The sequence below is a fragment of the Streptomyces sp. NPDC031100 genome (assembly GCF_055570785.1).
The window spans coordinates 855,440-868,578 of record NZ_JBVIGN010000001.1; the positions used below are offsets into that span (position 1 = coordinate 855,440).

Sequence of the window (13,139 nt, forward strand, 5' to 3'; positions counted from 1 at the left end):
CGGACTGCGCGGCCAGGAGCATGTGTATGCCGAGCGGCCAATGAAGAGGATCTCGTTGAGCGCGTCGATCGCCGGGGACGTCTTCGGGTTGCCGGATTCGCGGGTCTTGTCCCAATAGCGGGCCAGCTACCGCAGGGTGGCATCGGTCTCTTCGAGGGCGATCAGCAGCCGCAGGACATATAGAGGCGGTCCAGAGGACCGTGGTGGGGCCTGCAATTCCGCAGGCCCCACCAGGTGATCAGACTACTTCGGTCCGAAGGAGATCCAGCTCCTCAATCTCCGACAACTTTCCTTCCACAGAAGGGTTGCTGTAGTTTAGATAGATGAGCGCGATGTAATCGGGGAATTCTGGTTCCACGGGAACCCCGTCTTCATCGCACACATTCCCCTCAACGGAGATTTCCATGCCGCCCGAAATCCGGTGGAGGAAATAGTTTCCACCCTTGTAGGAGCTCTCTCGCAGATCAAGCCGAATCCGCAGTGCCTCGCCTACCAACTGGGCAACATGAGAAACACTCAACCCCTTGGCTCCGAACAATGTAAAGCGCGCCGCCACAGTCTCTCCTCTATACGTCCTTCACGGCTTGACGATGATACTCGGAGCGCGCGATGTGGCGTCCTTGACCGAGCGGTAGATCATAAAATTGACCTCCCGGTCGGCCGACTCAGAAAGGCTGCTTCTCAAGCCTCCCAGCCCCATCTTCTCCAGGTCTGCACCCTTCAGAGGCCCAGTGCGCGTACCTCCAGACCGGAGGGGAATACCAGCCCCCTTGGCCCGCTCCAGAAGACCTTCACCGGCAAGCGCTACATCGAAGTCGCTATGCGAACCGAATGGCCTACCGGTCCGGTAACTCTTTCCGGTCACCGAGCTCCCCTGGAATACGGCCGTCACGCCTTCGATCCCCGCATCTTGTAGCCCGGCATGTAGCACTCCCCCGAATTGCTCGAACTCCGCCGCGTTTGCGAAGCCCATCGGTATTCTCCTCGGCCCAGGCCTGGGCAGTCCACCTTCGCGAGTTCCGAAGATCGCTGCCAGCGCCGTGGGCACACGATAGTAGTCGCTGTTGGTGTCGAAGCCCTGGCTTGCAATGAAGTTGTCGAACTGGGTTCCGTAGTCGCAGCCAGGTGTTCCGGGACCACCATCTCCCCAACAGTCCCCGTCCCAAATCCAGCCTGCATATTCGACCGCGTGCGGGACGTTACTGACCGTCCCGTAGAAGGTCTCTCCGACAGCGGAGCAAACTCCGGACAGAAACCCCCAGGAACGACATCCCTTGTCGGGGTCACCGGGGCCCTTCTTGACCGCGCCACCGCTTGTGTTCCCGGAGCTGGTTGTGTGCGAGGTTCCGTCACTGCTGCCGCCGCCGAACCAGTCACCGGAAGTGTCGGCTGTGCCGTCCGACTTGGAGGCGCCGCAGTAGATGTCGGGATCGCTGCACTTGTCGCCTTCGTGGCCGCACTTGAGTCCACCGCAGGGGTCGACGCCGGCCGGGTCGGCGAGGGTGGCGGGGTTGTTGTCGCTGTAGGCGTAGCCGTTGAGGGACTGGTGTTCCTGCAGGTTGAGAAGTGGGTCGACGCTGAGGAACGCGCCGGTCACCGGGTCGTATTCACGGGCCCCCACATGTGTCAGGCCGGTCGCGTCATCGGCCGGCTTGCCGGGGAAGGACTTGTCGTCGGGCCAGGACGTCGGCTTCGTGCCCCGTGGGGCGCCGAAGGGCGTGGTGTAGCGCTTGGTGACCGCGTACGTGCTCGCGTCGAGGGCAATGCTGGACGTGCCGTGCTGGTCGGCGGCCAGGAAGCTGAGCTTTGTGTCCGACACCCCGGAGGTGGCGGTGCGGACCGCGATCGTCTGGCCGTTCGCCGTGTAGTAGCGGGTGCCGGACGCGGTCTTCGTGTTGCCCTTAGTGGTCAGGTGCAGTTCCGTGCCGGCGCCCAGGTAGAGGATCGTGTCGCCGTCGCCCTTGGCCCGGCGGATCAGGAGTTCGCCGCCCGCGTCGTAGAGGTAGCTGGTCTCCTTCGTGCTCTCGGTGAGTTTGGACAGGTCGCCCTCGGTGTTCCAGGCCAGCGTCTGCTGGGCTGTCGGGCCGCGCACGCTTGCTTGCACAGAGACCGTACGGCACCTGGATCTCCTGCCACGTCAGGCGACCCGGCACACCAGCCTCCGGTTGTCCGGGGCTCAGTCGGTGAACGCCGTCCGGTTCTCCTCCGCCAGCAGCTTGCGGTGCCGGGCGTCCATAGTGCGGCCCCAGCGCAGGTTCGAGTAGTAGACGTATCGCTCGGTGCCGGGCAGCCGGAAGTCGACCATGCAGCCGAGTCGTTCCTTCAAGTCGTGGTCGCAGGCGCAGTACTTGCTTTCCAGCTGCCAGCCCAGAACGCACGGGCCATCGGTGAACAGTGCGATCAGCTCGTCGCATGGCAGACCGTCCGTGGTCTCCAGACGGATTCCGCCCAGGGTGGTCCACGCGTCGGTGCTGTTGACCGGCCCGGGGCCGGCCGTCGCGTGGATGCGCCGCAGCAGCGAGGACCCGATGAGCGGTGGTTCCATCCTGGTGGCGCGCAGGGCGGTGTACGCGGCTCGTTCAACGGGAGTCCAGGCGGGGCAGGTGAACAGTGCCGTGTAGTTGCGCTGCACCCGCTGGGCGGCGCGGCCCCACCAACGGGCGGGGAAACCGGTCAGCAGCACGCGGGCGGGGTGTCCCGGCCGGTAGAGGTGGACGCCGCCGCTGCCCGAACGGAACCGCAGCCCACACACGCCGCTGACCCGGTCGCGCGGATCGCCACACTCGACGGTGTCGCGCGGCAGGAGAAACTCCGCCCAGTAGCTGATGACTGCTGCACCGGTTCGGCAACACGATCCGGGAGCTGACCGCGTCCAACCGCGCCATCGCCCTGGGGCTCACCAGCGCCGCCACGGCGGCCCAGGCCGAGCTCGGCATCGCGGGCCTCAGCAGCGACGAGCGCGCCGAACTCCTCTCCACCCGCTGGGTGTTCGACAGCAAGGGCGTCCGTCAGTTGGAGGAGCTCGGGCCGCTGCACCGCGTGGACCTCACGCAGAACCTGAAGTCCGGTTCCACCACGCTCGCGACGGCCGGTACCTCCGTGACGGCGCGCAGCTGGGAGACCAACGAGTTCGACTCGGATCACTCAGTCCACCACCGGCGTCCAGGTCCGCGAACACCCCACGGTCCAGGGCGAGACCCGCACCAGGCAGACCGTGTACGACTGGACCAAGGGAGTCGCCACCAAGACGGTCGAGGACCCGAGCGGCCTCGCCATCACTGCCAAGAAGGAGTACGACGCACAGGGCCGGGTGACCAAGCAGATCCAGCCCGGCGCCACCGGCACCGACGCGGGTACCCAGGTCACCACCTACTGGTCCGCCACCGGCACCGGCGACTCTGAAGGCCGCCCCGAGTGGGCCGACCTGGTCTGCCGCACCGGCGCGGCCGGCGCGATCACCGGCGGGGGCTCCAACCCCACCGGCCTGCCCACCACCACGACCGAGTACGACTGGTGGGGCCATCCGGCCAAGGTGACCACCACGACGTACGACGCCGCCGGACGCCAGTCCAAGGTCACGGTCGCCGGCGGAGTGGGCCAGGCGGTGCCGGACACCACCACCGAGTACGACACCGCCACGGGCAGACCCGTCAAGACGGTGTCGAGCACGGGCACTACCCTCACCCGCACCTTCGACAAGCTCGGCCGGCAGATGTCGTACAAGGACGCCGAGAACGGCACCACCACGACCGAGTACGACCTGCTCGACCGGCCGGTCAAGGTCACGGACAGCGTCCCGTCGACCGTCACCTACACCTACGACGACACGACCGACGCCCGAGGACTCGCCACCAAGATCACCGACTCCGTCGCGGGATCCTTCCAGCCCACCTACGACGCCGACGGCACCGTCAGCGCCGAGAAGCTGCCCGGCGGCTATACCCTCGAGCAGAGCAAGGACACGACCGGAGCGGCCGTCAAGCGGACCTACACCCGCGACAGCGACTCCGCCATGGTCTACTCGGACACCGTGACCGAGTCGGTCCACGGCCAGGTCACCACGCACGCCGGCTGGTCCGACCAGACCTACGGCTATGACGCGGCCGGCCGGCTCAGCACCGTCCAGGACACCGCGGCCACCGTCTGCACCCGTCGCGACTACACCTACGACGAGCGCAGCAACCGCAAGTCGCTCACCACGGCGTCCGGCACCCCCGGCGCCGACTGCCCGACCACGGGAGGCACCACCACAACCACCGGCTACGACAGCGCCGACCGGGTCGCCGACTCCGGCACCACCTATGACGCGTTCGGCCGCACCACGGCACAGTCGGGGAGCACCTTCGACTACTACGCCAACGACCTCGTGTACCGACAGACCGCCGGCACCGGCAGACAGACCTGGAAGCTCGACCCGGCCGGGCGCCTGCACACGTGGACGGTGGAGACCGGCAGCGCAGGCACCTGGACCCAGACCGCGGCCAAGGTCAACCACTACGGCGACGACTCGGACAGCCCCCGCTGGATCGTCGAGGACACCACGGCCGGCACCGTGACCCGCAACGTCACGTCCGCCACGGGCAGCCTCGCCGCCACGACGAGCAAGACCGGCGACATCGTCCTGAACCTCACCAACCTCCACGGGGACGTGGCCCTGCTGCTCCCGCTGGACGCCTCGAAGACGCCGGTCGCGCTCGACAACGACGAGTTCGGTAACCCGCGCACCGGCCAGACGGCCACGCGCTACGGGTGGCTCGGCGGCAGCCAGCGCTCCAGCGAGACGGTGACCGGTGACATCCTGATGGGCGTACGCCTGTACAACCCGGAGTCGGGCCACTTCCTCCAGACCGACCCGGTGTACGGGGGTTCGGCGACCGCGTACGACTACGCCAACCAGGACCCAGGGAACCAGTACGATCTCTCCGGTCGTATCGGGTACGTGCGCAAGTGCAGTACCGACTGGGGTTGGTCGGGCTACACGTTCAAGTGCAAGTTCTATGTGACGCGGTTCCACACCCAGGTGCTGAAGGAGGACGTCGGCACTGTGGGCGGAGCCGTGGCCGCCGGGACCGAGGCGTACCTGTGCTCTCGGATCCCCCACCCCGTCGCCGTAGGCGCCTGTGTGGCCCTCGCCTGGGCCTACACCTGGCGGGCGGTACACAACATCAACGCCGCCGCAGCGCGGAACGGCTGCTTCACCTGGACCTTCGGAGCCACCGTCGGCTGGGGGGGGCTACGGCTGGGCGGCGCCCGGCAACGTGAGTAAGAAGAACAAGTACCGTAAGAAGTAGGCCGGTCTGTGAACGTCCTTCGCTGACCCGGGGGTGTCGGTGGCGCTCAAGCGGCGCCGCCGACACCGCCGGATTCGACCGCAAAAATTCCTTTTACGAAATCGGCGATCGCCTTGAATCTCTCAGATCCGTCCCCCGCCGATCGGCCGGAGACCGAAGTGTTCTCGTTCAAGCTCGGGACTCTCCAGCTGGTCCTTCCCATCCTTCTGGGCTCCCTGACCGCCACGGCGCTCCTGTACCTCGGCCTTGCCTTCACCAGTGATCCGATGGGCATCGGTGAACTGAGGCAGCTCCTCCTGACGGCCGCCGTGGCCGGTGCAGTCGTCGCGCTTGCGTACCGGGGCCACGGGGTGAGCCTCACCGAGGAGGCTCTCGTCTTCCGGGGCGACCGGCGTCGCCGGATTCCCCGGACGGACATCATGCGACTGGAGGTCCGGCGCAGCCTGGGTGTCAGCCGCGTCGCCGTGCACACCGTCGACGGACGCCACACGATGCTGCGTGCCCCGATGTCCTTCATGGACCGGGAGTTCGACCGAAAGGCCCAGATCCTCAGCGAATGGTCGCAGGGCGGGCGCTGAGGATCGCGCGGTCTGCTCCCGCACGTGCTGCAGGTGCGACCGAAATCTCAAGCCCGCCAGCCCTGCGGCCTGCAATTTCAGGTTGAAAACCTCTCAATGGAAGTCTCCTAGGGAAACACTCCACCTGAGTTCATACCAGAAGCTGTTCTCTCCATAAGCGCGAGAGTCGATCGCTTGAATATACACTTCCAGCTTACGCGCCAAGTCCTCATCCGGGTCCTCACTTTCATCCACCTCCTCATCTTCCATCTCACTCGAGATCAAAGATGAGAAAAACTGCAAACAGTCGACGAATGCAGCCAAGGACTCGTTGACATAGTTGACGCAAGATCCGTCATGTGTTTCTACCACATGCCCGGATGCAATATCGACCATGAGGCTGCCGGACGCGCCAGTAACTCCAAAACGCACGAAACGATGGTCTCCCATATGCACCACTTGCGGAGGCTGTACGGGCTTAAATACTTCGTAGACCGCCTCCACTGGCACGTGCAGGGTTCCGAGCGAGGGCGCCTCAGGTAGCGCTACGTCCATCATTCTCAGACCATCACAAGACATAATTTCCCCTCAAGTCGCGCAGCGGGTGGCCAGTCTACCCCGGCCGCCCGCTGCGAGAAACTACGCTTACGCGTTACGGAGAGTTGAAAAGAGCGTCGATGCCTTCCTTCATTGCCGCCTTAGAAGCAGCCCGGTCAACGCCATTCCATGCCCAGGTCCATGTGACATTCATGTCCTTGACCTTGTTTGCACATTTGTTCGCACAGGGTTCCAGTTCACTATACAGATCGACGATCTTCCGCCCATTCGCCTGACGAATCAGGTTCTCCTCTGCATGCTCACCCTTGCTCGAACGGCCCACGAGAATAGTGCCGTCCTCCAGGCGGGCCGCACCGTAGTTATTCGCTTTGTTTTTATCGATCAGCCGCTGCAACTGCACAGATCTGCTGAGGTCATTTTCTCCGTAGGCGATTTGGGAGGCTGTTCCTTTTCCCTCCCCCGCTGTAGTGCCATCCGCTTCACGGAAAGCTCGGCCGAGCTTGTCTGAGCCGGAGTCGAGCATCTTCTTACCGAAGATGACGCCCCCGCTTCCGGCGGCGATCGATGGGATGCCCGCCTCACACAGAACTCCGGTGCCGCATTCGACTACGCCGGATCCGACAAGGATGACACCGCCTGTTTCGCTGAGTCCTCCAAAAAAGGTTTGGGCGAGACCTCCCCAGAAGTCGCTACTATTCGCAAGGCTGGACAGGTAGTTTCCTACGTCCGTACGAGAGTCACCAGGGCCTGTTATTGGCTTGCAAATCTCGGTGAGACCCATTCCGCTGCACTGGTAACGCGGACCTGGATCCGTGTTTCCGGTGCTGGTTGTGTGCGAGGTTCCGTCACTGCTGCCGCCGCCACCGTGGCCTTTGCAGGACCAGTAGCATCCGCCGGGGCCTGCTCCTCCACCACCCCAACGGCCGGGTGTGGGACTGGCCGGGCCGGCCGGGCCGCCGTCGGTGCGGGGTTCGTTGTGGCCGGTGCCGTCGTCGAGCCACAGGCCGGTGGGGTCGCTGAACGTGACGGGGCTGTTGCCGGCGTAGGCGTAGCCGTTGAGTGATTGCGGGTCGGCCAGGTCGAGCACGGGGTCGACGCTCGCGAACTGGCCGGTGAGCGGGTCGTATTCGCGGGCGCCCACATGTGTCAGGCCGGTCGCGTCATCGGCCGGCTTGCCGAGGAAGGACTTGTCGTCGGGCCAGGACGTCGGCTTCGTGCCTCGTGGGGCGCCGAAGGGGGTGCTGTAGCGCTTGGTGACTGCGTACGTGCTCGCGTCGAGGGCGATGCTGGAGGTGCCGTGGTGGTCGGCGGCCAGGAAGCTGAGCTTTGTGCCGGAGACGCCGGACGTTGCCGTGCGGACGGCGATCGTCTGGCCGTTCGCTGTGTAGTAGCGGGTGCCGGACGTGGTCTTCGTGGTGCCCTTGGTGGTCAGGTGGAGTTCTGTGCCGGCACCGAGGTAGAGGACGGTTTCGCCGTCTCCCTTGGCGCGGCGGATCAGGAGTTCGCCGTTGGCGTCGTAGAGGTAGCTGGTCTCCTTCGTGCTCTCGGTGAGTTTGGACAGGTCGCCCTCGGTGTTCCAGGCCAGCGTCTGCTGGGCTGTCGGGCCGGGGCGTGAGGTGGTGTTGCCGCTCTTGTCGTAGGTGTAGGTGCTGGTGCGGGTGCCGGTCGTCCTGTCCAGGGTGTGCGGCTTGGTGTCCGTGGTGTCGTTGTAGGTGTACGTCGTGGTCTTGTCACCCGACGTCGTGTGCTGGCTCTCCGTCTTGCGCTGGCCTGCGCCCGTGTAGGTGTACGAGGTCCAGTACGGGGCTGCGCCGTCGAGGTTGGAGACCGTGCGGCCGGAGGTCGCGCAGTCTGCGGTCTTCGGGGTCCAGGCTTCGGTCATGCGGCGGTTGCCGTCGTAGGCGAAGCACTGGTAGTCGGCCTTGGCCGTGCCGCCCTGGGTGGTGGCGTCGAAGATCGAGGTGACGTTGCCGGCGTCGTCCTGGGTGAACTTCAGCTCCTGCGGCATGTAGCCGTGCACGTCGTCCGTGACGAAGGAACGGGTCAGGCGACGCGTGCCCTCCTCATAGTCCCAGTTCAGGTACGCCTTCTTCGCCGAGGACGCCCCGTCCTTGCCCAGGGTGAGCTGCCGCAGGTCGCCCTGCGGGGAGAATGCGGCACCCTGCAGGTAGCCGGTCGTGCCCGTCGCGGTGAGCTGCTGCCCCAGGGCTCCGAAGGTGTAGGAGACCCCTTCGGCCGCCAGGCCGCCCACCGCCGGTGCGGAGTACTGGCTGATCGTGCCGTCCAGGTTGTAGCCCGTGCTGAACGACAGCTTGTTGTTCACGTAGCCGCCGGAGACCAGGGACTCGGTGTCCGGCAGAACCAGATCGCTACCGGTCACGTGGTACATCGCGTCGAAGGCGGTGACCTTCTGGGTGTAGGCCTTGCTGTCCGGGCCGCTGGCGCCGCCTTCGTATCGGGTGGCGGTGTCCTGCTGGCCCTTGGCCACCGCGTCGAAGCCCCAGGCGGCGAGCTTGTTGGCGTCGGTCTTGTCGACCTGCCACATGCCCTTCTTGCGGCCCAGGTCGTCGTACTCGTACAGCAGCTTCTTCGAGGCGTCGTCGTTCGGGGTTGTGCTGACGACCTGGTCGAGGTCGTTGTACTCGCTGCTGCTCTTGCCCTTGTCGGGGTCGGTCGCCGTGACCTGCCGACCGAAGAGGTCGTAGGTGTACGACCACTTGGTCTGGTCAGGGCCGGTGACCGTCTCCTGCTGGCCGGAGCGTGTGTACGTGTAGTCGGTGGTGGTGTAGCTCGTGCCGGTGGGCGTGGAGCCCGCGTACTCGCGGCGCTGCGTCGTCTGGCCCAGCGCGTTGTTGACCACGGCACTCGCCTGGCCGCCGGCCGGGGCGGTGGTGGCGACGGTGTCGCCGGTGTAGGTGGTGTCGGTCGTCCAGCGGGTGACGCCGTGGACCTTCGTCACCGCCTTCGTCGGCCGTCCTGCCCCGTTGTAGGTGGTGTCGGTCTGGATCGGTGCCTGGCCTCCGGAGATCTCCGCGGCCGTCGAACTGGGCAGTGACGTGCTGTCCCAGATGTCGCCCTGCTGGCTGACCGCGAGGCCTCGTGCGTCGTAGAGGGTCAGGGAGATGAGTCGGCCGCCCTGCGGGGTGGGCGCCTGGGTCTGGCGCGAGCGCAGCAGGGAGTCGTAGAACTCGTAAGAGGTGTTGTAGCCGGAGCCGTCATTCTTGAGGGTCCCGGTGGAGACCCAGGACATGCCCGAGCTGGTGACGTTGTAGGCGTAGACGTAGTTCGGGGTCTTGCCCAGCAGCTTGTTGCGGTTGGGCAGCCACAGTTTGGTGATGCGGCCGAGGCTGTCGTACTCGCTCTCGGTGACCTTGTTGTTGGGGTCGGTGACCTTCAGCGTCGCGCCGGTCGCGAAGTCGAGGGCCGTGGTGGTCTTGTACGTCTTGGCGTCGCTGACTGCCGTCGACGTCAGCGGACCTGTGGTCGGCGGCGTGTAGGCGGTCGACGCGACGGCCAGGCCGTTGGTGTTCTCGACGATCAGCGGACGCCCGAGGATGTCGTACGTGGTCTTGGCGACCTTCTGCCACGCCGGAGTGCCGTCACTGCCATACCCCTTGGCCCGGCCGGTCCAGGTGGCCTCACCCTTGGTCGGCGTCTGCGAGGCCGACCATGTGGTGGCTGCGGTGTCGTCGTAGACAGTGGCGGTATCGGAGATGACATCGCCGGCACGCTTGGAATCGGCCGGCAAGTCGAGCGAGCTGTCCGTGGTCGCGCAGATGGCCGCGACCGTGCGGGTGCGGGAGACGAGGGAGTTGATTCCCTTGGCGCTGTTGCGGGCGTGCCAGGTGCGGCTGCACTTCTCGTCGCCGGTGACCGAGTCGTCGCCCTCGTCCTCGACGGTCTCGGCCATGCCGTAGTCGTCGTAGGTCGTCTTCACCGTGTGCACGCGGTCGTACGGTGTGAGCTTGCTGGTGATGTTGGTGCGGGCGTGGGTGGCAGCGGTGCGCACGTAGTACGCCTCGGTGTCCGCGTACGACTTGTGCTGCGTCGCCGTCCGCTTCGACCACGGGTCGCTGACGGATCCGCCGACTTCGGTGTCGCCGTCATACGTGACGGACTCGCGGGTGAAGCCCGCGTACTGCTCCGAGTCGGTGATCTTGTCGGCCTTGATGCCGGTGACCTCGACGGTCTTGCGCTGGTCGGGGTCCGGGGTCTTGCCGTCCGAGCCGAGCACGCGGTCGCCGTTCATGCCGCGCAGGTAGACGGAGACCTCCTTGCTCTGCGTACCGTCGGAGACGCCGGTGAGGTGGGTGACCTGCTGGTAGCCACGCCAGATGGACCAGGTGCGCTCCTTGGCCGGGGTCAGCGGGTCCTCGTCGTAGTGCCAGGCACCACCACCTGTGTACTGGTAGCTGTGCTGCACCGCCTCCGAGCCGCCGAAGGGGTCGGTGGTGGACACCGCCGTGACCGGGTACTTCTGGAACCAGTCGAGGATCGGGTCCTTCTCGCCGTTGGGTGACCAGTACACCGGGTAGCAGCGCTTGGTGTTCTCGTCCAGCTTCGGCTTGGTGCCGGCCGCGGTGCAGTCGGCGTCCAAGTAGGTGACGATCGTCTGGGCACCGGTCTCGGACGTGACGGTCTTCAGGCGGGGCTTGTCCAACGGCAGGATGTTGTCGGTGCCGTCCACGCGGTTGGGCAGCATCACATGGCTGAACTTGACCGGATCCAGCGACAGGTCCGTTCCGCGCTTGCCGGTGTGCTTGATCTCATCCAGCCACAGCGACTGGTCGGTGGAATCACCGGTGTCACCCGGGTCGAGGTACAGCTGCTTGAGCGACCAGGCGTCGACGGGCTCGAAGGCGGGCGTGGCAGCCGCCGCGTTCCACGCGTACGTGGTGATCGCCGTCAGCCGCTTGCGGGTGAAGAACGTCGGCCCGACGTTGCCGGTGCACTTGTCGCCGTCCTTGCAGATCGCGTCGAACGGCACGTCCGGCCAGTTGTCCCGCGTGTCCTCGGTCAGTGAGTCACAGCCCGTGCCGGACGCCAGGCAGCGCTCGGCGTAGCTGAAGACCACCTTGTCGGACGCGGCCGGAGAACCGGAGAAGAGGGAGTCGGAGCGCTGGCCGTAGCGGATCTCCTTCAGGTAGCCGCCGCGGACGTAGTCGGTGCCGGTGTTGTCGTCGCCGAGCTTGTCGTAGTTGTTGTGCTCAGCGGTGTACCAGTACGACATGGCGTTGCCGTGGGTGTCCTCGACATAGTCGAGGTTCCACCGCCAGGCCTGCATCTTCGCGCGGTCGGCGAAAGTGTCGCCGCCCGTGAAGCCGGGCTCGACGGGGTCGTCACCGAAGACAGGAACGGTCCACACCGAGTTGGTGCGATCGTCGGCTCCAGCACCGTCGAGCTTGTTCAGGCCGAAGACGTACTTCGTGCCGTCACCCGTGACGACCGACCAGTACTCCCCGTCACCGTCGAGGCCGGTCGAGCCTTCATCACCGTTGTCGGCACCGGTGGAGTGCGTGACGGTGGAGGCGTCGTCGTCTTTCAGCCGCCATGTGCCCGTCTCGTCGTCCTTGACGAGTTCGGTGGCCTTGCCGTTGAGGACGAGCGAGGCGTTGTCGTACTTCCAGCACAGGTCGAACTTGCCGTCCTGGCCGTCGTCGTCGCAGGAGCCGTACTTGCGCTCGATGTAGGACGAGGTGAGGTCGAAGCCCGTGCCGACCTGGCTTCCCTGGTTGTTCGAGTTCGCCGTCTGACCGTCGACGGCACCGGAGTCGTACGAGATCGACAAATCCGGCTGGGGACCTGCCGCCGCGGGCGGCACACGCAGCGGGTACGACCAGGTGAACGAACCGGACGAGCCTCCCGCCTCCCAGGTCGAGGAAGAGGACAGCGGCGTCGCCTTGTAGGTGCCGGCGCCGGACTTGGCGCCCGCTGCCAGGGCGAGCATCATCGTCTGCCCACCGGAGGCGAAGCTGACCGGAGCTGCGATGCTGTCCTTCTCGCGGTTGTTGACCGAATCCAGCTCGACGCGCTTGCGGCACTTCGCGGCTGACGGGTCCTTCAGAGCGCAGTCGGGCAGGCGCATCAGTTGAAGGCGCCCGGCCCAGTCACCGCCGTAGGCGGAGGCGAAGGCCGAGTAGTCGATGCCGAGCCGGGCCTTGCCAGCGGCATCCGGCCCGGTGAGCTTGAGGATCACGCCCTTGACGCCGAGCTTGGCGGCCGCCTTCTGGTCCAGGACCTCGACAGCGACGGAGTCGGCCGCCTTTCCCTTGCCGGGTGTGGCGACGGTGACGGGCAGCGAACCGGCCTTGGCGTGGTGGCTTCCCTTGCGGGGGACGCTCACCGATGCCTTGCCGGCCTTCGGCCACGTGACTTTGCGCTGCTGGTCGTGGCGGGCCCGGGCGGCTGCCATCCGGTCGGCCTCGGCGGCCTTCTTAACCTCGGCTGCGGCCTTCTTGTTCACCTTGGCGGTGAAGGGGCTGACCTTGGTGGCGTGCGGGGCCTTGAGGTGCGGACGTCCCAGCGGGTCGGTGTCCGCGGCAAACGCTACGGGAGTCAGCAGCCCCGGCAGGAGTGCCAGGCCGGTTGCTGCGGCGATACGCCGCGACCAGCGTTTTCTGGGCTCGGGCCCGCGACCTGCTGGAGGTCTGGGTATGCCAAAGGGATTCATGATGGGTTCTTCCTACGAGGCGCACGGGGTTGCGGGCCGGGCGCGTGCCGTTGGGAACGAAAG

Annotated in this window: 6 protein-coding genes and 1 pseudogene; 2 read left to right on the forward strand and 5 right to left on the reverse strand. The window is 66.0% G+C overall.

Translation table 11 applies throughout. From position 1 onward, the window contains the following. Window positions 1-238 precede the first annotated feature (238 nt). From ACZ5DS_RS03965 to ACZ5DS_RS03975, 3 genes are all read right to left on the reverse strand, one after another. Window positions 239-556, reverse strand: a complete 318-nt coding sequence (locus tag ACZ5DS_RS03965) for a hypothetical protein (RefSeq protein ID WP_468233640.1) — start codon at window positions 554-556, stop codon at window positions 239-241. Window positions 557-577: 21 nt separating this feature from the next. Next, complete coding sequence (locus ACZ5DS_RS03970; protein ID WP_468233642.1) at window positions 578-2,092, reverse strand: RHS repeat domain-containing protein; 1,515 nt, start codon at window positions 2,090-2,092, stop codon at window positions 578-580. Between the two features lie 84 nt (window positions 2,093-2,176). After that, window positions 2,177-2,752, reverse strand: a complete 576-nt coding sequence (locus tag ACZ5DS_RS03975; RefSeq protein ID WP_468233644.1) for a hypothetical protein — start codon at window positions 2,750-2,752, stop codon at window positions 2,177-2,179. Window positions 2,753-2,838: 86 nt separating this feature from the next. Between ACZ5DS_RS03975 and ACZ5DS_RS03980 the strand changes: the two are divergent. After that, window positions 2,839-5,266: pseudogene (locus ACZ5DS_RS03980) on the forward strand (RHS repeat-associated core domain-containing protein); the annotation flags it as partial. Between the two features lie 183 nt (window positions 5,267-5,449). Continuing rightward, window positions 5,450-5,869 (forward strand): hypothetical protein, encoded by a 420-nt coding sequence (locus ACZ5DS_RS03985; RefSeq protein ID WP_468233646.1) that lies wholly within the window; start codon window positions 5,450-5,452, stop codon window positions 5,867-5,869. A 93-nt stretch (window positions 5,870-5,962) separates the two neighbouring features. On the opposite strand, the gene ACZ5DS_RS03990 is transcribed toward ACZ5DS_RS03985, so the two are convergent. Beyond that, window positions 5,963-6,406: an SUKH-4 family immunity protein gene (locus ACZ5DS_RS03990; protein WP_468233648.1), complete on the reverse strand. Its 444-nt coding sequence runs from the start codon at window positions 6,404-6,406 to the stop codon at window positions 5,963-5,965. A 94-nt stretch (window positions 6,407-6,500) separates the two neighbouring features. Then, window positions 6,501-13,076 carry an RHS repeat-associated core domain-containing protein gene (locus ACZ5DS_RS03995; RefSeq protein WP_468233650.1) on the reverse strand — a complete coding sequence of 2,192 codons (6,576 nt, stop codon included), beginning with the start codon at window positions 13,074-13,076 and terminating at the stop codon, window positions 6,501-6,503. Window positions 13,077-13,139: the final 63 nt, after the last annotated feature.

Coding starts and splice junctions, on each gene's coding strand:
- ACZ5DS_RS03990 (WP_468233648.1), bottom strand. CDS start 6,406: ATGATGGACGTAGCGCTACCTGAGGCGCCCTCGCTCGGAACCCTGCAC.
- ACZ5DS_RS03995 (WP_468233650.1), bottom strand. CDS start 13,076: ATGAATCCCTTTGGCATACCCAGACCTCCAGCAGGTCGCGGGCCCGAG.